We start from the raw sequence: 20,952 nt of genomic DNA on the forward strand, positions 1-20,952 counted from the left end.
GCCAGGGTGCGGCTGCGCGGGATGCGCGTGGCGTCCCAGTGGGCGATGCCCCAGGCCAGCGCCTCGCGCGGCGTGGCGGCGGCCAGTTCGGCCGGCGGTTGCTGGCCGAGGGCGCGCAGGGCGCGGGCCAGCAGCGGCGCGGCCTGGTCCGCCGGCAGCGGCGGCGAGCGGTAGCGCTTGCCCAGCTTGTGGCCGTCCGGCTGGATGATCAGCGGCACGTGCAGGTAGCGCGGCTGCGGCAGGCCGAGCAGTTCCTGCAGGTACAGCTGGCGCGGCGTGGAGTCGAGCAGGTCGGCGCCGCGCACCACGTCGGTCACGCCCTGCCAGGCGTCGTCCAGCACCACCGCCAGCTGGTAGGCGAACAGGCCGTCGCGGCGGCGGATCACGAAGTCGCCGACCTCGCGGCCCAGGTGCTGGCGGAACTCGCCCTGAACGCGGTCGACGAAGCGGTACTCCAGTTCTGGCACGCGCAGGCGGATGGCGGCGTCGTGGTCGGCATGGCCGGCGTTGCGGCAGGTGCCCGGGTAGATGCCACCGCAGCCTTCCAGCTGCTTGCGCGAGCAGGTGCAGGCATAGGCCAGGCCCTGGGCGAACAGGCGCTCGATCAGCGCGGCGTATTCGGCGTGGCGCTCGCTCTGCCGGACCAGTTCGCCGTCCCACTCGAAGCCGTAGGTCTCCAGGCTGCGCAGGATGGCGTCCTGGGCGCCGGGCATCTCGCGCGGCGGGTCGAGATCTTCCATGCGCAGCAACCACCGGCCGCCGACGTGGCGGGCGTCCAGGTAGGAGGCGAGGGCGGCGACCAGCGAACCGAAGTGCAGGTAGCCGCTGGGGGTGGGGGCGAAGCGTCCGATGTAGGAACTGTTCATTGGCGCGGGGCTGGAGCGATGGTCAGTCGTTGGCCATCCGACCCTGTAGGAGCTAGTTCTGCTCGCGAACGCGGGAAACACGGCAGGCTTCGCGAGCCGGGCTCGCTCCTAAGAAGCGGTTGCGAAGCCGGGGCAGAAACAGAACGGGGCGCCGTGGCGCCCCGTCGTGCAACTCAGGAACCGAGCTGCTTTTCCTTGATTTCCGCGAGGGTCTTGCAGTCGATGCACAGGGTCGCGGTGGGGCGGGCTTCCAGGCGGCGGATGCCGATTTCCACGCCGCAGGAGTCGCACCAGCCGTACTCGTTGTCCTCGATCAGCTGCAGGGTCTCGTCGATCTTCTTGATCAGCTTGCGCTCGCGGTCGCGGGCACGCAGTTCCAGGCTGAATTCTTCTTCCTGGCTGGCGCGGTCGGCCGGATCGGGGAAGTTGGCCGCCTCGTCCTGCATGTGGTGCACGGTGCGGTCGACTTCCTGCATCAGTTCCAGCTTCCACTTGTTGAGGATGCCGGTGAAGTGAGCCCGCATCGGCTCGCTCATGTATTCCTCGCCCTTCTTCTCTTTGTAGGGTTCGAAGCCACGAACCAGCTGGTTGCTGTTCTCTTTCGCTTTGGTGGGCATGGATGACCGCCTCTCACTCTCTCTGATCCAATGCGCAGGATCGGTTCCTTTGCCGGCAAGTGACGCCGGGCCTGCGGCTGCAAGCCGGCGAACTTACCAGATCGATTCGGGCGATGCCACTCCCGGTTGTCACGCTTCCTACAAGCATCGGGGGCAGTTGGTTAGAATCCCCCCTTTTATCCAATTAAGGAAGGCCATATGGCCCAGCCCTTCAGCGCACGTAGCCGCGCCATCGAACCCTTCCACGTCATGGCGCTGCTGGCACGGGCCAACGAGTTGCAGGCCGCCGGCCATGACGTGATTCACCTGGAGATCGGCGAGCCGGATTTCACCACCGCCGAGCCCATCGTGCGCGCCGGACAGGCCGCGCTGGCCGCCGGGCATACCCGCTACACCGCGGCGCGTGGCATTCCCCAGCTGCGCCAGGCCATCGCCGGTTTCTACGCCAGCCGCTACGGTCTGGATATCGACCCCGAACGCATCCTGATTACTCCCGGTGGTTCGGGGGCGCTGCTGCTGGCCGCCAGCCTGCTGGTCGATCCGGGCCGACACTGGCTGCTGGCCGACCCCGGCTACCCGTGCAACCGCCACTTCCTGCGCCTGGTGGAGGGTGCCGCGCAGCTGGTGCCGGTCGGCCCCGAGAGCCGTTACCAGCTCACCCCGCAGCTGGTGGAGCGGCACTGGGATGCGGACAGCGTTGGCGCCCTGGTCGCCTCGCCGGCCAACCCCACCGGCACCCTGCTGCAGCGCGACGAACTGGCGGCGCTGTCGGCCACGCTCAAGGCGCGCGGCGGTCATCTGGTGGTGGACGAGATCTACCACGGCCTGACCTACGGCACGGACGCGGCCAGCGTGCTGGAGGTGGACGACGACGCCTTCGTGCTCAACAGTTTCTCCAAATATTTCGGCATGACCGGCTGGCGCCTGGGTTGGCTGGTGGCGCCCCAGGGCGCGGTGCCGGAGTTGGAGAAGCTGGCGCAGAACCTCTACATCAGCGCGCCCTCCATGGCCCAGCATGCCGCGCTGGCCTGCTTTGAGCCGGCCAGCCTGGCGATCTTCGAGGAGCGCCGCCACGAGTTCCAGCGGCGCCGCGACTACCTGCTGCCGGCCCTGCGCGAGCTGGGCTTCCGCATCGCGGTGGAGCCGGAGGGCGCCTTCTATTTATATGCGGACATCTCGGCCTTCGGTGGCGACGCCTTCGCCTTCTGCCGGCACTTCATCGAGACCGAGCACCTGGCCTTCACCCCGGGCCTGGACTTCGGCCGCCACCTAGCCGGCCAGCACGTGCGCTTCGCCTACACGCAGAGCGTCGAGCGCCTGGAGCAGGCGGTGGAGCGCATCGCCCGCGGCCTGAAGACGTGGAACCCCGATGCGCTTTGATCCGCCGCTGGAGGAGGGGCGCCTGCTGCGCCGCTACAAGCGCTTCCTGGCCGACATCGAGACGGTGAACGGCGAGGCGCTGACCATCCACTGTCCGAACACCGGCTCCATGCTCAACTGCATGAGCGAGGGCTGCCGGGTCTGGTTCAGCCGTTCCGACGATCCCAAGCGCAAGCTGCCGGGCACCTGGGAGCTGGGCGAGACCCCGCACGGGCGCCTGGCCTGCCTCAACACCGGCCGGGCCAACGCCCTGGTGGAAGAGGCGCTGCGCGCCGGGATCGTCAGCGAACTCGCCGGCTTCACCGGCCTGCGCCGCGAGGTGGCCTACGGCAGCGAGGGCAGCCGCGCGGATTTCCGCCTGGACTACGCCTCCGGCGCGGTGATGCTGGAAGTGAAGAGCGTGACCCTGGGCTTCGCCGACTCCCGCGTCGCCGCCTTTCCCGACGCGGTGACCGCGCGCGGCGCCAAGCACCTGCGCGAGCTGGCGGCGCTGGCGCGGCAGGGCGCGCGCGCCGTGCTGCTGTACTGCGTGAACCTGAGCGGGGTCGACGCGGTGCGTGTCGCCGGGGAGATCGACCCGGTCTACGCGGCCGCCCTGGACGAGGCGATGGCGGCGGGCGTCGAGGTGCTGGCCTACGGCGCCGATGTCAGCCCCGAGGGCGTCTGGCTCAATCGTCGGCTGCGCCTGGCAGCGTCCGCTGGCGATAGGCCGACGGCGGCACCCCTTCCCAGCGCTTGAAGGCGCGGCGGAAGTTGGCCTGGTCGGTGTAGCCCAGGGTACCGGCGATCTCCTCCACCGTCAGGTGCCCGGCCTTCAGGTGTTCCACCGCCAGAGTGTGGCGCACCTCTTCGAGAATCTGTTTGAACGAGGTGCCCTCGGCCAGCAGGCGCCGGTGCAGGGTGCGCGGGGTCAGGTGGAACAGGCGCGCGGTGACGTTGAGGCTGGGGAAGCCGTGCTGCTTCTCCAGCATCACCCGGCGCACGCGGGCGTTCATCGAGGTCTTTTCCTCCAGCTTGGCCAGTTCGCGCCGGCAGATCTGCTCGGCCTCGCGGAAGGCGGCCGGGTCGGCCATCTTCAGCGGCATGTCGAGCAGCGCCGTGTCCAGGGTGAAGCCGGCCCAGGGCTGGTCGTAGGCGATTTCGCAGCCGAACATCTCGGCGGCCAGCGCGGCGTAGTCCGGCTGCGGGCAGGGGAAGCACACCCGGCGCGGGCGAGCGGTGCCCAGGGTGATGGCGTCGAACACGTGCTTGATGGCCAGCATCACCGCTTCCTGCAGCGGACGCTCGCTGGCGCCCAGGGCGTAGTTGGCGCGGAAGCGGATGTGTTCCAGCCCGGCTGCCGCATCGTGTTCGTGCTCCAGGTCGAACAGCGTGGTGCGCAGCGCCAGGTAGCGTTGCAGCAGGTGCAGTGCCTGGCGCGGCGACTCGCTCTGCAGCGCGGCGAAGCCGAGGATGCCGTGGGTGTTGACCACCAGCCGCTCGCCGATCAGCAGGCCGAACGCCGGTTCGCCGGTCAGCGCCAGGGCGTCCTCGATCAGTTGGCGGAACACGGCGAAGTCCGGCTGGAAGCCGGGTTCGTCGAGCCGGCGCGGGCTCAGCTGGCTGCGTGCCAGCCAGTCTTCGGGCGCCACGCCCATGGCGCGCAGCTGCTCGGCGATCTGCCGCAGGTACTGCACGGGCAGGGTGAAGTCGACCATGGACGGTTCCAGCTGGGGTGTGAGGGGTGAAAAGTGTCAATAAATGACCTGTTTATTGTCAACCCGCAACCTCTCGCCCGGGGCCCGGGTTGGCCGAGGATGGTGGCGTCATCCACCACCCCTGCGGAGCCCCCATGTTCTCTTTCTTCGCCAGGCGCCGTGCTGCCACGGCGCTGATCAACGGCACGGCGGTCGTGGTCGAGCCGCGCGAGACCCTGTTGCAGGCCGCCCTGCGCCAGGGCATCGACTTTCCCCACAGCTGCCGGGTCGGCGGTTGCGCCAGCTGCAAGTGCCGGCTGGTCGCCGGCCAGGTGCGTGAACTCACCGAGACCGGCTACATCCTCTCCGACGAGGAACTCGACGCCGGCTACATCCTCGCCTGCCAGAGCCTGCCCAGGGGCGACGTGCGCATCGAGGTCGACCTGTCCCGCGCCCAGGCGCGGCGCCAGGTGCGCGGCCGGGTGGTGGCGCAGGAGCGGCTGACCCACGACATCACCCGGCTGGTGATCCAGCTCGAAGAGAGCCTGCCGTACAAGGCCGGCCAGTACGCCGAACTCGGTCTCGACGCGCTGCCGGCGCATGCGCGCAGTTTCTCCTTCGCCTGCCGCCCGCGGCCGGACGCCAAGGTCGAGTTCTTCATCCGCAAGGTGCCGGGCGGGCGCCTCACCGGCCTGGTCGACGGTCAGTCGCTGCTGGGCCTGGGCGCGACGCTGGAGGGGCCGCTGGGCGACTTCCACCTGCGCCCGGCCGAGGCGCCGCTGCTGCTGGTGGCCGGCGGTAGCGGGCTGGCGCCGATCCTGGCGCTGCTCGAGGAGGCCCTGGCCGCCGGCGCCGGTCGCCCGGTCAGCCTGCTGTTCGGCGCCCGCGAGGCGCGCGACCTCTACTGCCTGGAAGCCATCGACGCCCTGGCGGCGCAGTGGCGCGCGCCGTTCCGTTTCCTGCCGGTGCTGTCCGAGGCCGCCGCCGACGCCGACTGGCAGGGCGCGCGGGGCTGGATCACCGAGCACATCCCCGCATGGCTGGAGGATGGCGCCCACGCCTACCTGTGCGGACCGCCGGCCATGATCGACAGCGCGGTGGCGCTGTTGCGCGAGCGCGGCGTGGCCCACGAACACATCCACGCCGACCGCTTCATTACCCGACACGGCCCGCTGGCGGCCGCATGAGCCCGGACATCACAACAACACGCGAGGCGACCATGAACGCGCTGCATTACCTGAAATTCTTCCTGTTCCACGCCATCGGCCTGCTGGCCGTCGTCGCCATCCTGGCCGGCGGCGCCTGGGTCACCTTCGGCCTGCTCGGCGTGCTGGCCATCTACCTGATCGGCGACGCGGTCTGCGGCGACGACACCAGCACGCCGCGCTTCGAGTACCCCGGCATCCTCACCTTCCAGCTGTGGCTGGCCCTGCCGCTGCTGGCCGGCATCGTCTTCGCGGCGCTGTGGAGCGTGAGCACCGGCGACTTCCTAGGCTTCGGCGCCGCGCTCGGCCGGCTGACCGGCCACGACCTGCTCGCCGCCCGCGACGCGACCGCCGCCGGCCACCACGTCTCCACCTGGCTGCTCACCGGCCTGATGATCGGCATGATCGGGACCATCACCGCCCACGAGCTGACCCACCGCACCTGGGACCCGGTGTCCATGCTGATCGGCCGCTGGCTGCTGGCGTTCAGCTTCGACACGGTGTTCTCCATCGAGCACGTCTACGGCCACCACCGCTATGTGTCGACCACCGAGGACCCGGCCACCGCGCCGCGCGGTCGCAACGTCTACTGGCACATCCTGGCCTCGACCGCGAGGGGCAACCTCAGCGCCTGGAAAATCGAGAGCAAGCGCCTGGCGCGCAAGGGGCAGAGCCGCTTCGGCTGGCACAACGCGGTGCTGCGCGGCCACCTGATGAGCGTCCTGCTGGTCGCCGCCGCCTACGCCATCGGGGGTGTCGGGGCCGCCCTGTTCTTCGTCGCCTGCGCGCTGTGGGGCAAGGCGCTGCTGGAGATCGTCAACTACATGGAGCACTACGGCATGGTGCGCAACCCGGCTACGCCGGTGCAGCCGCGCCATTCCTGGAACACCAACCGGCGGATCAGCTCGTGGACCATGTTCAACCTGACCCGCCACTCGCACCACCACGCCCAGGGCGAGGTGCCCTACCAGGACCTGCGTCCTTTCCCGGACGCGCCGATGATGATCGGCGGTTATCTCACCACCATCCTCGTGGCGATGATCCCGCCGCTCTGGCACCGGCTGATGACGCCCAAGGTGCTGGCCTGGGACCGCGACTTCGCCAGTGCCGAGGAGCTGGCCCTGGCCGCCCAGGCCAACGCGCGCAGCGGCATCGCCGCGCTGCGGCGGGCCGGCAGGGGCTGATTCAGTCGAGCAGCCACAGGCCCTGGTCGTCCTCGCGCACGGGCAGGGCCTGCAGCCTTTCACCGGCGCACGGGCCGGTCACGCACTCGCCGTCTTCGATGAGGAACAGCGCGCCGTGGTGGGCGCAGCGGATCAGGCTGCCGCTGGCGTCGAGGAAGTCGTCCTCGCGCCATTCCAGCGCCAGGCCGCGATGGGGGCAGCTGTTCAGGTAGACATAGGGCCGGCCGTCGCGGCGCACCGCCAGCAGCTTGCGGCCCTGAACGGAAAAGCCCCGGCTGCGGCCTTCGGCCAGCTCTTCCGGGGCGCACAGGCGAATCATGAGGAGCCTCCGTGCCGGGGCGTAGTGCTTTTCATGAAAGGAATGGCTAGGTCCGAGTCAACGGCCGTTGGTGAGCACAAGCCCCTGTGGGAGCGGACTTGTCCGCGAACGGGGCTGACAGAAAAGCTTCGCGGACAAGTCCGCTCCCACAGGGGCTCGGGACTCGCCAGCAACATTCGATTGGGACAGGGCGGGGATTATCCGTCAGGCGCGCAGCGATGTCAGGCGTCGCGCGGGGCGGGGGTGCTGTCCGGGCGTGACCAGATCCACAGGTTGCCGACCGCCATCCCGGCGATCACCGCGTACAGCCAGTAGCCGTGGGGCAGGGTGATCAGCATGATCGCCAGCGCCGCGAGCATCGACAGGCTGGCGGCGACCTTGGCGCGGCGGGCGACGGCCTTGCCGTTGCGCCAGTTGGCCAGGATCGGGCCGAACAGGCGGTGGTTCTCCAGCCAGCGGCTCAGCCGGGGCGAGCTACGCGAGGCGGCCCAGGCGGCGAGCAGCACGAACTCGGTGGTCGGTAGCCCCGGCAGGACCAGCCCGACCAGGCCCACACCGAGGGAGGTGTAGGCCAGCAGGGCATACAGCAGGCGGACCGGCCGCGAGCGGGGCGTGGGACTCAAGCGGCCTCGGCCAGCGCGTAGCTGTGCTGCAGCAGCACGCCGAAGCGTTCGAAGGCGGCCAGGGCGCCGGCTTCCGCCGCACGGTCTTCTTCTTCGCTCAGCGGCAGCGCATCGAGGGTCTGGGTGAACAGCTTCCAGCCGGCGGCGCGGCCGCCTTCCGGTTCGCCCAGGTGGCGGGCACCGAAGGTCTCGCTCAGGCCCAGGGCGGCGACCCGCTTGATCAGGAAGGCGGCGCCGAGCTTGGAGCCCTCGGAGACGAACAGCCAGCCCAGGGCCTCGGCGCGGGACAGGCCGGCGGGTGCGCCGGGCACCGGGGCCGGGATCGCGGCGCCCAGGTCACCGAGGTCGGCTTCGGCCTGGCGGGCGCGGCAGCGGGCGGCCAGGTCGGGGAAGAGGGCGATCAGCTCGGCGTCCTGGTAGAGCGCCTGCAGTTCGGACTGGAACAGGTACTGGGCCTGCACGAAGGGGGTGAAGTTCTCGCGGCTGGCGAACGGGTCGTGCGCCTTGACGGCGCTGTCGAGTCGTTCGTGGGGCGCGTGGGTCGCCTGGTTGAGGCGCTGGGAGCGCAGCGTGCTCATGCTGGGAGTCCTTTGATCGGAGGGTGTCAGAAAGACGAGACGAACGAGGCGGCGGATAACGTAAAGGACGCCGTCCCGCCCCGGCGGCGGGCGCTGCCGGGGCGGGACGGGTTTCACGCCGGGATCAGATGTCCCACACCAGATTGATGGCGAAGTTGCGGCCTGGCTGAGTCAGGCGCTCTAGGTTGGCCGGCGCGGTCACCGCCGCCTCGCCCAGGCCGCTCTCGCCGACGCTGGCGTAGCCGCGCACGTCGTCCCACAGCCAGTACTGCTTGTCGGTCAGGTTGTAGAGGCCGGCGTTGAGGGTCAGGTCGTCGGTCAGGCGGTAGTAGCCGGTGAGGTCGAGGATGCCGAAGCCGGGGCTGGCGAACTGGCGGCTGGTGCCGTCCGGTGCGTTGAAGCTGGTGCTGTCGATGCGCGTCTTGCGCTTGACCAGGGTCCAGTTCAGCAGGCCGCCGAAGCGCTCCTGCTCGTAGCCCAGGCCGAACACGCCGGTCAGCGGGTTGACGCTGTTCAGCGGCTCGCCGTTGTCGTCGTTGCGGCCGCGGGCGTAGGCGATGCTGCCTTGTGCATAGAGGCCGGGCAGGGCCAGGTCCAGGCGGCCACGGGCCTCCACGCCACGGATGCTGGCGTGGCGGATGTTGCGGCTCTGGAACTCGAGGCTGCCGGAGTTGGCCTGCAGCTGGTCTTCGTCGATGAAGTCGCGGTACTCGTTGTAGAACGCGGTCAGGCCGAAGCTGCCGCCTTCGAAGTTGCCGCGCAGGCCGGTTTCCAGGCCGCGGCTCTTCTCCGGTTCGAGGTCGGGATTGGGTTCGACGGTGTAGCCGCCTGCCAGGTTCTCGAAGCGGCCGTACAGCGCCTTGGCGGTCGGCGTGCGGAAGCCCTCGGCGTACTGGCCGAACCAAGTGTAGTGGTCGTCGAAGGCGTAGGTGACGCCGAGCTTGGGCGAGACCCGGTGCCAGGTCTTGTCGTCGTCGCTGTAGCCGGTCACGTTGGTGCCGTTGATGTTGGCGAGGAACTCGTCGGTCAGCTCGGGGCTCAGGCGGGTGTAGTCGTAGCGCAGGCCCGGCAGGAAGGTCCACTGGTTCCAGCGGATCTCGTCCTGCAGGTACAGGCCGTAGACGTGGATGGTCGGGTCCGGGAAGTCGCTCTGGGTGGCGATGGTGTCGGAGGCGTTGCTGCTGATCGCGCCGACGGCGGGGCAGGCGGCGCTCAACACGCGCAGGCAGACGCCCTTGCCGGAGCGCTGGCCGGTGACTTCCTGGCGCTTGAGGTTGAGGCCGTAGGTCAGCAGGTGGTCGGTCGCGCCGAGGGCAAAGGCCTTGTCCAGCTGGGCGTCGAGCACCCACTGGCGGTCCTTGTAGTAGGTGTCGCGGAAGCGCATCACGTCGCGGCTGGCGATGCCGGTGAAGGGGTTGGCCGGCACGTAGTGCTCGCGGGTGCTCTGGTCGGTCTTGGCGATCTGGTAGTTCAGGCTCCACTTCAGGTTGTCGGCCAGCAGGCTGTCCAGCGCCAGGCGGTGCTCCAGGCCGAAGCGCTCGCGGGTGATGGTGTCGTTGCCGCTGCGGTCCCGGTAGTAGCCGGAGCCGACCCCGGGGGTGGGCGCGTTGAACGGGCCGCCGACCGCGCTGAGCTGGTCGGTGTCGCGGTCGTCCTCGTACTTCTCGTAGGTCAGCTGCAGGCGGTCGCTGTCGTTGTAGTCCCAGCCCAGCTTGGCCAGCAGGTTGGTGGTGCGCACGTCTTCCGGGTTGGCCTCGGTACGGTCCAGACCGGTGCCGCCGGTGCTGCCGTAGGACTCGGTCTCGTGGCCGTTGCGCTGGGACAGGTGCAGCAGGGCGTCGAAGGCCTCGTGGCGGCCGGCGACGGTGGCCGAGGTGAGCCAGCTGTCGTCGGCGGAGCTGTAGCCGGCCTTCAGGCGGGCGCCGGCGTCGCGGCCTTCGCGGAGGATGTCGTCGGCGTCCAGGGTGAAGTAGCTGACCGCGCCGCCGATGGCGTTGCTGCCGTACAGGGCGGAGGCCGGGCCGCGAAGGATTTCCACGCGCTTGACGATCTCCGGATCGACGTAGTTGCGGTGGGTCTGGGCGTAGGGGCCGTAGAAGAAACTGTTGGGGATTTCCACGCCGTCGATCTGGGTCAGCACCCGGTCGCCGTCGATGCCGCGGATGTTGTAGCCGGTGATGCCGGCGCGCTGGCCCGCGCCACCGACGGAGACGCCCGGCTCGTCGCGCACCAGCTGCTTGATGCTGTTGACGTTGTTGCGGTCCAGCTCGGTGCGGCCGCGCACGCTGACCGTGCTCGGCACCTCGTCGACGTTCTGGGCGCGGCGGGTGGCGGTGATGGTCTGCGGCTGCAGTTCCATGGCCCGCGACTGGCTGGCGCGCTGCAGTACGACGTTGTGCGGCCCGACCTGGACGAACACCAGGCCGCTGCCGGCCAGCAGGCGACGCAACGCCTGTTCGGCGGAGAGGTTGCCGGAGACGCCGGGCGAGGTGACGTTGTCGGCCAGGTCCGCCTGCAGGCCGACCTGCCAGCCGGTAACGTCGCTGAAGGCGTTGAGCGCGGCGCTCAGCGGCTGGCGCTGGATGTCGAAGCGGAAGCCGGCCTGGGTCTGGGCGCTGCCCTCGGCGGCGCTGGCCACGCCGACGGGCGCCGAGGCCAGGGCGATGGACAGGGTGAGCAGGGACAGGGCCCGCAGGGGCAGCTCTGCCGGGGCACGCAGGCGATCGAGGGTGGAGCGTCGGGAGGAGACGTTCATCGGAGCTCTCTTCTGGTCAGTATTCGTCGCTGAAATGCGAATTAATAGCATTGGCATTTGACGAAACGAACGAGCCCGCGGGATCGCGTAAAAAAACTTGTGGTGGTGGGCATGGGGGGAGCCGGTGCGCGCGGCGCACCCTACGGTGCGGGTGCGGGTGCGGGTGCGGGTGCGGGGTAGGGTGCGCCGTGCGCACCGCCGGGTTCCAGGCGTTGCTCAGTCGAGGATCAGCACGCGCGGCAGTTCGTGCAGGCGCGAGGAGGTGACCTGGGCCAGCGAGCGCATCGCGCCGAGGGGATCGTCCAGCCGGTAGTTGCCGGTGACGTTGAGCGCCGCCAGGCGCTCGTCGGTGCTGATGATCCAGCCCGGGTAGTAGCGGCGCAGTTCGGCGAGCACCTCGCCGAGTGGGCAGTTCTCGAACACCAGGCGGCCCTGCACCCAGGCCAGCTGGGGCTGGGCGCGCGTGGTGTGGGTGCGCGCGCCGAAGCCGTCGGGGCCGATGCGGATGCTGTCGCCGGCGCCGAGGATCACGCTGGAGTCGTTGCGCCGGGTGCGCAGGTCCACCTCGCCGCGCTCCACGCTGACCTCGGCCTCGTCGTTCAGATAGCGCACGGCGAAGGCGGTGCCGCGCACGCTGACCTGCACCGGGCCGGCGTCCACCTCGAACGGGCGGCTGCGGTCGTGGGCGACGTCGAAGTAGGCCTCGCCATAGAGCAGGCGGGTGCTGCGCCGGTAGTCGTCCATCCGGCTGGCGAGGGCGGTGTCGGTGTTCAGCAGCACGCGCGAGCCGTCGGCCAGCTGAAGTTGCTGGCGCTGGCCGACGGCGGTGACGTGGTCGGCCTGCAGGCGTTGCGGCAGGTCGCTCTGCAGCACCGCGGCGATGGCGAGCAGCAGGCCGGCCGCGGAGGCCGCGGCGCGGCGCGCCAGCCGGCGGCGCTGGCGCCGCTTCCGCTGGCCCTGCTGCTGCAGGCCGGCGGCGGCCACGTTGAGCAGTGGCGAGCCCCACATCCGGCTGGCCCGCTGGTAGGCGCGGGCGTTGTCCTCGCTGGCCTGCAGCCAGGCGTCGAAGGCGGCGCGGGTGTTTGCATCGGCATCGTCCAGCCGGATCAGCCAGTCCAACGCTTCCGAGAGGCGTTGCGAGTCGGCTGTCGGTTGCTGGGATGAAGCGGTCACGCGGGAGTCCTCGGGGCGGGGACGCTCATTGTCGTCCAGCGCCCGGCGGATGGGTAGCCTGTCACCTGGTTTCTTCCAGACGATCCAGCACGTCGATGCAGATGGCCATGATCAGCTTCAGCTCCTTCTGCACCGTGCTCGCCGACACGTCCAGCTGCTCGGCGATCTCGGCGTAGCCGCAGCCGTTCAGCCGGCTGAGGATGAAAATCTGCTGCTGGCGCGGGGTCAGGCGCTCCACGGTGGAGCCCAGGCGTTCGAGCAGCTGCTCGGCGTGCAGCCCCTCCTCGGCGGAGGGCGCGCCGGAGGGCACCGCCTGCAGCTCCTCGTCGGAGATGTCCTCCATCAGGGTGCGCGACTGCATGCGCAGGTGGCGCAGGTGATCGAGGGCGAGGTTGCGTCCGGTCTGGAACAGGAAGGGTTCGAGGTGCTCCACCTTGCGCTGCAGCAGGGTGCGCGCCACGCGCAGGTAGGTTTCCTGGACCAGCTCTTCGGCGATGCTGGGGTTTTTCACCATTCTCGCCAGCGTGCGCAGCAGCGGCGTGCGTTGGGCGAGAAACACCGTATCGAGGTTGGAACTGCTCACAACATCCATCTCGGACAAAATGATAATTATTATTGTTCGGTGTGGCGTACCGGCACAACCCCGCCCGGCCTGGCATTCGGCCTCGTGCCCTGTGTTCGGGCGGGCCGGGGCTTGCCACGCCTCGGTTGAAGGATGATTCGCCTTAAATAAAAATAATTCTCAAAGCTATTTGTCCGGCGCTTGTTGATATGCTCTGTGCCGCTTCGAACCCTTCGCGAGGTACGTCATGACCACTCCGACTCCCGCCGTTTCCGAGCTGTACCGGGACTGGCAGCGCCTGCGCGGCGAGCAGCCCGGCCTGCGCGCCCGCGATGCCGCCGCCCGCCTCGGCGTCAGCGAGGCCGAGCTGACGGCCAGCCGCCTGGGCGCGGACGCCGTCCGCCTGCGCCCGGAATGGGCCGCACTGCTGCCGGCGTTGGGCGAGCTGGGCTACATCATGGCGCTGACCCGCAACGAGCACTGCGTGCACGAGCGCAAGGGCTTCTACCGCGAGGTGTCGCTCACCCCCAACGGTGCGATGGGGCTGGTGGTGTCCGCCGACATCGACCTGCGCCTGTTCCTGGCCGGTTGGGCCAGCGTGTTCGCCGTCGCCGAAGCCACCGAGCGCGGCGTGCTGCGCAGCATCCAGGTGTTCGACCGGCAGGGCGTCGCCGTGCACAAGGTCTACCTGACCGACAAGAGTGAAACCGACGCCTGGGCGCCGCTGGTCGAGCGCTTCCGCGCGGCCGGGCAGAGCGCCGAGCTGGACCTGCGTGCGCCGACCGAACGCAAGGCGCCCCGCGCCGATGCCGAGGTGGACGCCGCCGCCCTGCGCGCCGACTGGGCACAACTGCAGGACACCCACCACTTCCACGCCATGCTCCGGCGCCACGACGTGGCGCGTACCCAGGCCCTGCGCCTGGCCGGCCGCGAGTGGGCCGAGCCGCTGGCCACGGCCGGCCTGACCGGCCTGTTCGAGGAAGCGGCGGCGCGCCAGGTGCCGATCATGGTGTTCGTCGGCAACCCGCACTGCATCCAGATCCACACCGGCCCGGTGCACAACCTGCGCTGGATGGGCGACTGGTTCAACGTGCTCGACCCCGAATTCAACCTGCACCTGAAGACCGGCGGCGTCAGCGAGCTGTGGCGCGTGCGCAAGCCCAGCAGCGACGGCATCATCACCAGCTATGAGGCGTTTGACGCCGACGGCGAGCTGGTGGTGCAGCTGTTCGGCGCGCGCAAGCCGGGCGTGCCGGAGCGCGCCGACTGGCGCGAGCTGGCCGAGTCCACCCTGGCTCTGGAGGCCTGATATGCGTCTGATCAAAGCCGTTCTGCTGAGCAGCAGCATGCTGTTCAGCCACGCCGCCGCCGCCGATGATCTGCCGCAGCGCTGGGTCAGTTCCGGCGGCTCGCTGAGCGAATGGGTCGTCGCGCTGGGCGGCGAGAGCCGCCTGGTGGGCGTCGACACCACCAGTCAGCATCCCGCATCGCTGCGTGAGCTGCCGAGCGTCGGCTACCAGCGCGCGCTGTCGGCGGAGGGCGTGCTGTCCCTGCGCCCGGACATCCTGATCGGCACGGAAGAAATGGGCCCGCCGCCGGTGATCGCCCAGATCAGGGCGGCCGGCATCCGCATCGAGACGCTGCCGGCCACCGCCGACCTGGAAACGCTGGAAGGCAACGTGCTGCGCCTCGGCGAACTGCTGGGCGAGCCGGAACGGGCGCGCGAGCGGGTGGCCGACTACCGCCAGCGCCTGCAGCGCCAGGCCGACTGGGTCGCCCAGGCACGGAAGACTCAGGACGCGCCGCGGGTGCTGATGCTGCTGGGCCACGCCGGCAGCAACACCCTGGCCGCCGGCAAGGACAGCCTGGCCGTGTGGCTGATCGAGCGGGCCGGCGGCGAGAGCCGCACCGAACACGACGGCTACAAGCCGATCTCCAGCGAGGCGCTGCTGGCGATGGACCCGCAGGTGGTGATCTTCGCCGACCGCACCCTGCAGGGCGATGCCGCGCACGCGGCGCTGCTGCAGCACAACCCGGTGATCGCGCAGACCAGCGCGGGGCGCGACGGCCGCCTGCTCAGCCTCGACCCGACCCTGCTGGTCGGCGGCCTCGGCCCGCGCCTGCCGGAAGGGCTGGCCGAGCTGTCGGCGGCCTTTTATCCTGCGGCAAAGGCCCTGACCACCGAGGACCGATGAATCCGCTGTTCCGACCGCGCCCGTTGCTGCTGGCACTGGGCGTCCTCCTGCTGCTCGCGTTCTGGCTGTCGCTGGCCTTGGGGCCGGTCAGCCTGCCCCTGGGCGATACCCTGATGGCTGCGCTGCGCCTGCTCGGCCTGCCCGTTAGCGGCGAGGGCCTGCAGCAGGCCGAACTGATCCTCGGCCAGATCCGCCTGCCGCGCAGCCTGCTCGGCCTGTGCGTGGGGGCGGTGCTGGCGCTGTCCGGGGTGGCCATGCAGGGCCTGTTCCGCAACCCGCTGGCCGACCCCGGCCTGGTCGGTGTCTCCGGCGGGGCGGCGCTGGGCGCGGCGGTCGCCATCGTCGGCGGCAGCCTGATCGGCGGCCTGCCGCCGCTGTGGGCGCCGTACCTGCTGTCGCTCTGCGCCTTCGGCGGCGGCCTGGCGGTGACCGCCGTGGTCTACCGCTTCGGCCGCCGCGACGGGCAGACCAACGTCGCCACCATGCTGCTGGCCGGCGTCGCGCTGACCGCCATGTCCGGCGCCGGCGTCGGCCTGTTCACCTACCTGGCCGACGACGCCACCCTGCGCAGCCTGACCTTCTGGAACCTCGGCAGCCTCAACGGCGCCAGCTACCCGCGCCTGTGGCCGCTGCTGCTGGTAGCCCTCGGCGTGGCCCTGTGGCTGCCGCGCCGCGCCTCGGCGCTCAACGCGCTGCTGCTCGGCGAATCGGAGGCCCGCCATCTGGGCTTCGACGTCGAGCGGCTCAAGCTCGAACTGGTGCTGTGCACGGCGCTGGGCGTCGGCGCGGCCGTGGCGGCGGCGGGGCTGATCGGCTTCATCGGCCTGGTGGTGCCGCACCTGATGCGCCTGCTGGTCGGGCCGGACCACCGGGTGCTGCTGCCGGCGTCGCTGCTGGCCGGTGCCAGCCTGCTGCTGCTGGCCGACCTGGCGGCGCGCCTGGTGCTGGCCCCGGCCGAGCTGCCGATCGGCATCGTCACGGCGCTGATCGGGGCGCCGTTCTTCCTCTATCTGCTGGTGCGGGGGCGGACCTGATGCTGTGCGCGAACGGGCTGAGCGTGCGCCGCGGCCGCACGCTGGTGCTGGAAGGGATCGACCTCGCCCTGACGCCCGGCGAGGTGCTCGGCGTGCTCGGCCCCAACGGCGCCGGCAAGAGCACCCTGCTCGGCGCCCTGTGCGGCGAGCTGGCCGCGGCCACCGGCAGCGTGCTGCTCGACGAGCGGCCCCTTGGCGACTGGTCCGGCCAGGAACGGGCGCGGCGCCTGGCGGTGCTGCCGCAGAGTTCGACCCTGAGCTTCGCCTTCCCGGTGGTCGACGTGGTCGGCATGGGCCGCCTGCCCCACGCCAGCGGCCGCCAGCGCGACGCCGAGATCGTCGACGCGGCCCTGCGCGCGGCGGATGCCGAGCACCTGCGCGGGCGCAGCTACCTGGCGCTGTCCGGCGGCGAGCGCCAGCGCGTGCACCTGGCGCGGGTGCTGGCGCAGCTGTGGCCGGGCGGGGAAGGGCAGGTGCTGCTGCTGGACGAGCCGACCTCCGCCCTCGACCCGCTGCACCAGCACACCACCCTGCAGGCGGTGCGCGACTTCGCCGGCCAGGGCGCGGCGGTGCTGGTGATCCTCCACGACCTCAACCTGGCGGCGCGCTACTGCGACCGCATCCTGCTGCTGCAGCAAGGCCGCGCCCACGCCTTCGGCAGCCCGGTCGAGGTGCTGCAGGCCGAGCCCCTGCGCGAGGTGTTCGGCCTCGACGTGCTGATCCAGCGTCATCCGGAGCGTGGCCACCCGCTGATCGTGGCGCGCTGAACAATCTTCGGGAGCCTCCCATGCGAATCCTTCTGCTCTGCTGCCTCTGCCTGCTGGCCGCCTGCCAGTCCCGCGGCGTGCTGCCGCCGCCGGCGCCGATCGCTCCGGAAGGCCGCGACCATGCCCGGCTGGGCCAGCTCGTCGAGCTGGCCAGCGGCGCGCGGATCAGCCCCGAACAGCTGGTCGAGCGCCTGGCCGCCGCGCCGCGGGTGCTGGTCGGCGAGCAGCACGACAACCCCGACCACCACGCCCTGCAGCTCTGGCTGTCGCGCGAGCTGGCGGCCAGGCGCCCGCAGGGCAGCGTGCTGATGGAGATGATCGGCCCGGGCCAGCAGGCGGCGGTCGACCGCGCCCAGGCCGAGACCCGCGCCGGCCGTCCGCCGGCCGATGCCTATGCCGCGCTGGACTGGCAGGCCGGCTGGGACTGGGGCCTGTACGGCGCGCTGGTGCAGTATCAGTTGCGCCAGCCCTATCCGCTGCTGGCGGCCAACCTGGACCGGGCCGAGATCATGGATATCTACCGCCAGCGCCCGGCGCTGGAGGGGCTGGCCTCCAGCGCGCCGGCGGTGCAGGCGAAGCTGGAACAGGACATCCGCGAATCCCACTGCGGCCTGCTGCCGGACAGCCAGATCCCGGCGATGCTCGCCGTGCAGCAGCAGCGCGACCGGCGCATGGCCCGGCGCCTGGCCGAGGCGCCGCAACCGGCCATGCTGCTGGCCGGCGCCTTCCACGTGCGCCGGGACCTGGGCGTGCCGCTGCACCTGAGCGACCTGGGCGCCGGCGAGGGCAACGCCGTGCTGATTTTCGCCGAGGTCGGCCGCGAACCGGCCCCGGGCAGCGCCGACTACGTCTGGTACACCGCCGCCAATCCGCCCGAGGACCACTGCGCCAGGCTGCGTCGCTAGCACGGCGCCAGCGTCTGGCCGAACGCATATATGGTTATGCGAAATTCGTATTTGTTCTGAGGTTCTTATATCTCCTATATTCTCGTCACATCTTGTTATGACAAGTTGAGAGCGCGAGAAGAAAACAATGGCCGAACTGCTTCCCCTGTCCCCCGTGCCGCTGTACAGCCAGCTCAAGGAGCTGCTGCGCGGGCGCATCCTCGACGGCACCTACCCGCCGCACAGCCGCATGCCCTCGGAGAACGAGCTGGGCCAGGCGTTCGGCGTCAGCCGCATCACCGTGCGCCAGGCGCTGGGCGACCTGCAGAAGGAAGGGCTGATCTTCAAGATCCACGGCAAGGGCACCTTCGTCGCCAAGCCCAAGGCGTTCCAGAACGTCAGCACCCTGCAGGGGCTGGCCGAATCCATGTCGCAGATGGGCTACGAGGTGATCAACCGCCTGATCGGCCTCAAACACCTGCCGGCCAGCGCCCGGGTCGCCGAGCGGCTGGGGCTGGAGGAGGGCGCGCCGGTCAGCGAGATCAAGCGCGTGCGCCTGGTCAATCGCGAACCGGTGTCGCTGGAAGTCACCTACGTGCCGCGTGCCGTCGGCGAGAAGCTGGAGAAGGCCGACCTGGTGGCCCGCGACATCTTCCTGATCATCGAGAACGACTGCGGCATCGCCCTCGGCCACGCCGACCTGGCCATCGACGCGGTGCTCGCCGACGCCGACCTGACCCGCGCGCTGGATGTGGAGGAGGGCGCGCCGATCATGCGCATCGAGCGCCTGACCCACGCCGCCGACGGCACGCCGCTGGACTTCGAATACCTCTACTACCGCGGCGACGCCTTCCAGTACCGCCTGCGCATCGACCGCCAGAAGGGCTCCCACGCATGAACACGATCGAACGCGAATACGACCTGGTGGTGATCGGCGGCGGTACCGCCGGCCCGATGGCCGCGATCAAGGCCAAGGAGGCCAACCGCGAGCTGCGCGTGCTGCTGCTGGACAAGGCCAACGTCAAGCGCAGCGGCGCCATCAGCATGGGCATGGACGGCCTCAATAACGCGGTGATCCCCGGCCACGCCACGCCGGAGCAGTACACCAAGGAAATCACCATCGCCAACGACGGCATCGTCAACCAGGCGGCGGTGTATGCCTACGCCACCAAGAGCTTCGAGACCATCGAGCAGCTCGACCGCTGGGGCGTGAAATTCGAGAAGGACGAGACCGGCGACTACGCGGTGAAGAAGGTCCACCACATGGGCGCCTACGTGCTTCCCATGCCCGAGGGCCACGACATCAAGAAGGTGCTCTACCGCCAGCTCAAGCGCGCGCGGGTGGAGATCACCAACCGGGTTATCGCCACCCGCCTGCTCACCGACGCCGAGGGCGCGGTGAACGGCGTGATGGGCTTCGACTGCCGCACGGCGGACTTCCACCTGATCCGCGCCAAGGCGGTGATCCTCGCCTGCGGCGCTGCCGGGCGCCTGGGCCTGCCGTCCTCCGGCTACCTGATGGGCACCTACGAGAACCCGACCAACGCCGGCGACGGCTACGCCATGGCCTATCACGCCGGCGCCGAGCTGGCGAACCTGGAATGCTTCCAGATCAACCCGCTGATCAAGGACTACAACGGCCCGGCCTGTGCCTACGTGACCGGCCCGCTGGGTGGCTACACCGCCAACAATAAGGGTGAGCGTTTCATCGAGTGCGACTACTGGTCCGGGCAGATGATGTGGGAGTTCCACCAGGAACTCGAAGGCGGCAACGGCCCGGTGTTCCTCAAGCTCGACCATCTGGCCGAGGAGACCATCCAGAACATCGAGGAAATCCTGCATAGCAACGAGCGCCCCAGCCGCGGCCAGTTCCACGCCAACCGCGGCACCGACTACCGCTCGCAGATGGTCGAGATGCACATCTCCGAGATCGGCTTCTGCTCCGGCCACAGCGCCTCGGGCGTGTGGGTCAACGAGAAGGCCGAGACCAGCGTGAAGGGCCTGTACTCCGCCGGCGACATGGCTGCGGTGCCACACAACTACATGCTCGGCGCCTTCACCTACGGCTGGTTCGCCGGGGTCAACGCCGCCGAGTACATCGCCGGGCGCGACTTCACCGAGGTCGACGCGCAGCAGGTCGAGCGCGAGCGGGCGCGGGTCTATGCGCCGCTCAACCGCGAGCACGGCCTGCCGCCGGCCCAGGTCGAGTACAAGCTGCGGCGCATGGTCAACGACTACCTGCAGCCGCCCAAGGTGACCAAGAAGATGGAGATCGGCCTGACCCGCTTCGCCGACATCGAGCGTGACCTCGACCAGCTCAAGGCCAGCAACCCCCACGAGCTGATGCGCGCCCTGGAAGTCAGCGTGATCCGCGACTGCGCCGAGATGGCCGCGCGCGCCTCGCTGTTCCGCGCCGAGAGCCGCTGGGGGCTGTACCACCACCGGGTCGACCACCCGCAGCGCAACGACGCCGAGTGGTTCGTCCACTGCCACCTGAAGAAAGGCGATGACGGCGCCATGACCAGCTTCAAGAAACCCGTCGAGTCTTACCTGATCCCGCTCGACGACGAGGAGCAGCACGCCTACGCGCGCCTGCGGGTGCGCAGCGACGCCGCCTAGGGCAGGAAACCTGTGGGAGCGGACTTGTCCGCGAAGCTTTTCGCCGCCAGGCGGAATACCGCCAGCCGCTCCCGCCATTCGAGACAGCAGAGGGCCACGAGGCTCCGAGGAACCGTGACATGGCCTACCAGCCCCAGGAAATCTTCTTCCGCAGCAACGCGCCGGTGACCGTCGACGAGGACAAGTGCATCGCCCACAAGGGATGCACCGTGTGCGTCGAGGTCTGCCCGATGGACCTGCTGGCGATCAACCCGGCCACCCAGAAGGCCTACATGGCCTTCGACGAGTGCTGGTACTGCATGCCCTGCGAGAAGGACTGCCCGACCGGTGCGGTGAAGGTGGAAATCCCCTACCTGCTGCGTTGAAGCGGTTGAACGAATCACTCCAGAACGATCATCCGTCATCCCCGCGCAGGCGGGGACCCAGTGGATCCCCGCCTGCGCGGGGATGACGGTGAGACCAGAGAAACGCCATCCGGCCCGCCGCCGGACGCCTGATGCAACACCCCTCGTTTC

At 69.9% G+C, this 20,952-nt stretch carries 21 protein-coding genes; 12 read left to right on the top strand and 9 right to left on the bottom strand.

Annotated features, from left to right (window positions below; all coding sequences use genetic code 11):
• Both gluQRS and dksA read right to left on the bottom strand, forming a co-directional pair.
• Window positions 1-866, bottom strand: an 866-nt coding sequence (gluQRS, locus tag N7640_RS21390; protein ID WP_279906232.1) for a tRNA glutamyl-Q(34) synthetase GluQRS, incomplete at its 3' end; no start/stop codon positions are given.
• A gap of 173 nt (window positions 867-1,039) precedes the next feature.
• On the bottom strand, window positions 1,040-1,483 hold the full coding sequence (gene dksA / locus N7640_RS21395) for an RNA polymerase-binding protein DksA (protein ID WP_220812205.1): 444 nt from the start codon (window positions 1,481-1,483) through the stop codon (window positions 1,040-1,042).
• A 198-nt stretch (window positions 1,484-1,681) separates the two neighbouring features.
• Here dksA and N7640_RS21400 point away from each other — a divergent pair, with 198 nt between their 5' ends.
• Window positions 1,682-2,863: a pyridoxal phosphate-dependent aminotransferase gene (locus N7640_RS21400; protein WP_279902658.1), complete on the top strand. Its 1,182-nt coding sequence runs from the start codon at window positions 1,682-1,684 to the stop codon at window positions 2,861-2,863.
• Complete coding sequence (gene sfsA / locus N7640_RS21405; protein ID WP_279902657.1) at window positions 2,853-3,602, top strand: DNA/RNA nuclease SfsA; 750 nt, start codon at window positions 2,853-2,855, stop codon at window positions 3,600-3,602. The genes N7640_RS21400 and sfsA overlap by 11 nt, the downstream gene beginning before the upstream one ends.
• Here sfsA and N7640_RS21410 read toward each other — a convergent pair.
• Window positions 3,532-4,560 carry an AraC family transcriptional regulator gene (locus tag N7640_RS21410; protein ID WP_279902656.1) on the bottom strand — a complete coding sequence of 343 codons (1,029 nt, stop codon included), beginning with the start codon at window positions 4,558-4,560 and terminating at the stop codon, window positions 3,532-3,534. The two genes, sfsA and N7640_RS21410, sit on opposite strands and share 71 nt — an antisense overlap.
• Before the next feature lie 134 nt (window positions 4,561-4,694).
• Between N7640_RS21410 and N7640_RS21415 the strand changes: the two genes are divergently transcribed.
• Window positions 4,695-5,726, top strand: coding sequence for a 2Fe-2S iron-sulfur cluster binding domain-containing protein (locus tag N7640_RS21415; RefSeq protein ID WP_279902655.1), 1,032 nt, complete (start codon window positions 4,695-4,697; stop codon window positions 5,724-5,726).
• A 32-nt stretch (window positions 5,727-5,758) separates the two neighbouring features.
• Window positions 5,759-6,928 (top strand): alkane 1-monooxygenase, encoded by a 1,170-nt coding sequence (locus tag N7640_RS21420; RefSeq protein ID WP_279902654.1) that lies wholly within the window; start codon window positions 5,759-5,761, stop codon window positions 6,926-6,928.
• A gap of 1 nt (window position 6,929) precedes the next feature.
• Here the strand turns inward: N7640_RS21420 and N7640_RS21425 are convergent, their stop codons facing one another.
• From N7640_RS21425 to N7640_RS21450, 6 genes are all read right to left on the bottom strand, one after another.
• Window positions 6,930-7,247, bottom strand: coding sequence for a Rieske (2Fe-2S) protein (locus tag N7640_RS21425; RefSeq protein WP_279902653.1), 318 nt, complete (start codon window positions 7,245-7,247; stop codon window positions 6,930-6,932).
• Window positions 7,248-7,468: 221 nt separating this feature from the next.
• Entirely contained in the window at window positions 7,469-7,870 is a 402-nt protein-coding gene (locus N7640_RS21430; protein WP_279902652.1) for a YbaN family protein, read from the bottom strand.
• The gene (locus N7640_RS21435; RefSeq protein ID WP_279902651.1) at window positions 7,867-8,448 is read right to left on the bottom strand and encodes a biliverdin-producing heme oxygenase; all 582 of its coding nucleotides are present in this window, start codon (window positions 8,446-8,448) and stop codon (window positions 7,867-7,869) included. Before N7640_RS21435 ends, N7640_RS21430 begins: the two co-directional genes overlap by 4 nt.
• 124 nt (window positions 8,449-8,572) lie before the next feature.
• Complete coding sequence (locus N7640_RS21440) at window positions 8,573-11,203, bottom strand: TonB-dependent receptor (RefSeq protein WP_279902650.1); 2,631 nt, start codon at window positions 11,201-11,203, stop codon at window positions 8,573-8,575.
• Window positions 11,204-11,419: 216 nt separating this feature from the next.
• Window positions 11,420-12,376, bottom strand: coding sequence for a FecR domain-containing protein (locus N7640_RS21445; protein ID WP_279902649.1), 957 nt, complete (start codon window positions 12,374-12,376; stop codon window positions 11,420-11,422).
• Between the two features lie 61 nt (window positions 12,377-12,437).
• Entirely contained in the window at window positions 12,438-12,959 is a 522-nt protein-coding gene (locus N7640_RS21450) for an RNA polymerase sigma factor (RefSeq protein ID WP_279902648.1), read from the bottom strand.
• 226 nt (window positions 12,960-13,185) lie between these two features.
• Between N7640_RS21450 and N7640_RS21455 the strand changes: the two genes are divergently transcribed.
• The 8 genes from N7640_RS21455 (at window position 13,186) to N7640_RS21490 (ending at window position 20,802) form a co-directional block, all read left to right on the top strand.
• Window positions 13,186-14,247: a ChuX/HutX family heme-like substrate-binding protein gene (locus tag N7640_RS21455; RefSeq protein WP_279902647.1), complete on the top strand. Its 1,062-nt coding sequence runs from the start codon at window positions 13,186-13,188 to the stop codon at window positions 14,245-14,247.
• Between the two features lie 37 nt (window positions 14,248-14,284).
• Window positions 14,285-15,133, top strand: a complete 849-nt coding sequence (locus tag N7640_RS21460; protein ID WP_279902809.1) for an ABC transporter substrate-binding protein — start codon at window positions 14,285-14,287, stop codon at window positions 15,131-15,133.
• A gap of 50 nt (window positions 15,134-15,183) precedes the next feature.
• Window positions 15,184-16,167, top strand: a complete 984-nt coding sequence (locus tag N7640_RS21465) for an iron ABC transporter permease (RefSeq protein WP_279902808.1) — start codon at window positions 15,184-15,186, stop codon at window positions 16,165-16,167.
• Window positions 16,167-16,934, top strand: coding sequence for a heme ABC transporter ATP-binding protein (locus N7640_RS21470; protein WP_279902646.1), 768 nt, complete (start codon window positions 16,167-16,169; stop codon window positions 16,932-16,934). The genes N7640_RS21465 and N7640_RS21470 overlap by 1 nt, the downstream gene beginning before the upstream one ends.
• Window positions 16,935-16,954: 20 nt before the next feature.
• A complete protein-coding gene (locus N7640_RS21475; protein ID WP_279902645.1) occupies window positions 16,955-17,839 on the top strand; it encodes a ChaN family lipoprotein in 885 nt (294 codons plus the stop codon).
• A gap of 127 nt (window positions 17,840-17,966) precedes the next feature.
• Window positions 17,967-18,716 (top strand): GntR family transcriptional regulator, encoded by a 750-nt coding sequence (locus N7640_RS21480; RefSeq protein ID WP_279902644.1) that lies wholly within the window; start codon window positions 17,967-17,969, stop codon window positions 18,714-18,716.
• Window positions 18,713-20,437, top strand: coding sequence for a fumarate reductase/succinate dehydrogenase flavoprotein subunit (locus N7640_RS21485; RefSeq protein WP_279902643.1), 1,725 nt, complete (start codon window positions 18,713-18,715; stop codon window positions 20,435-20,437). Before N7640_RS21480 ends, N7640_RS21485 begins: the two co-directional genes overlap by 4 nt.
• Window positions 20,438-20,556: 119 nt before the next feature.
• A complete protein-coding gene (locus N7640_RS21490; RefSeq protein WP_044463806.1) occupies window positions 20,557-20,802 on the top strand; it encodes a ferredoxin family protein in 246 nt (81 codons plus the stop codon).
• Window positions 20,803-20,952: the final 150 nt, after the last annotated feature.

It is taken from the genome of Pseudomonas sp. GD04015, from assembly GCF_029837675.1.
GTDB classification, from domain to species: Bacteria; Pseudomonadota; Gammaproteobacteria; order Pseudomonadales; family Pseudomonadaceae; genus Aquipseudomonas; species Aquipseudomonas paralcaligenes.

What these genes read in the sequence shown, in the direction of transcription:
- N7640_RS21425 (WP_279902653.1), bottom strand. Translation starts at nt 7,247, where the DNA reads ATGATTCGCCTGTGCGCCCCGGAAGAGCTGGCCGAAGGCCGCAGCCGG.
- N7640_RS21410 (WP_279902656.1), bottom strand. Translation starts at nt 4,560, where the DNA reads ATGGTCGACTTCACCCTGCCCGTGCAGTACCTGCGGCAGATCGCCGAG.
- N7640_RS21435 (WP_279902651.1), bottom strand. Translation starts at nt 8,448, where the DNA reads ATGAGCACGCTGCGCTCCCAGCGCCTCAACCAGGCGACCCACGCGCCC.
- N7640_RS21400 (WP_279902658.1), top strand. Translation starts at nt 1,682, where the DNA reads ATGGCCCAGCCCTTCAGCGCACGTAGCCGCGCCATCGAACCCTTCCAC.
- N7640_RS21415 (WP_279902655.1), top strand. Translation starts at nt 4,695, where the DNA reads ATGTTCTCTTTCTTCGCCAGGCGCCGTGCTGCCACGGCGCTGATCAAC.
- sfsA (WP_279902657.1), top strand. Translation starts at nt 2,853, where the DNA reads ATGCGCTTTGATCCGCCGCTGGAGGAGGGGCGCCTGCTGCGCCGCTAC.
- N7640_RS21485 (WP_279902643.1), top strand. Translation starts at nt 18,713, where the DNA reads ATGAACACGATCGAACGCGAATACGACCTGGTGGTGATCGGCGGCGGT.
- N7640_RS21470 (WP_279902646.1), top strand. Translation starts at nt 16,167, where the DNA reads ATGCTGTGCGCGAACGGGCTGAGCGTGCGCCGCGGCCGCACGCTGGTG.
- N7640_RS21490 (WP_044463806.1), top strand. Translation starts at nt 20,557, where the DNA reads ATGGCCTACCAGCCCCAGGAAATCTTCTTCCGCAGCAACGCGCCGGTG.
- N7640_RS21420 (WP_279902654.1), top strand. Translation starts at nt 5,759, where the DNA reads ATGAACGCGCTGCATTACCTGAAATTCTTCCTGTTCCACGCCATCGGC.
- N7640_RS21440 (WP_279902650.1), bottom strand. Translation starts at nt 11,203, where the DNA reads ATGAACGTCTCCTCCCGACGCTCCACCCTCGATCGCCTGCGTGCCCCG.
- N7640_RS21460 (WP_279902809.1), top strand. Translation starts at nt 14,285, where the DNA reads ATGCTGTTCAGCCACGCCGCCGCCGCCGATGATCTGCCGCAGCGCTGG.
- N7640_RS21475 (WP_279902645.1), top strand. Translation starts at nt 16,955, where the DNA reads ATGCGAATCCTTCTGCTCTGCTGCCTCTGCCTGCTGGCCGCCTGCCAG.
- N7640_RS21455 (WP_279902647.1), top strand. Translation starts at nt 13,186, where the DNA reads ATGACCACTCCGACTCCCGCCGTTTCCGAGCTGTACCGGGACTGGCAG.
- N7640_RS21480 (WP_279902644.1), top strand. Translation starts at nt 17,967, where the DNA reads ATGGCCGAACTGCTTCCCCTGTCCCCCGTGCCGCTGTACAGCCAGCTC.
- dksA (WP_220812205.1), bottom strand. Translation starts at nt 1,483, where the DNA reads ATGCCCACCAAAGCGAAAGAGAACAGCAACCAGCTGGTTCGTGGCTTC.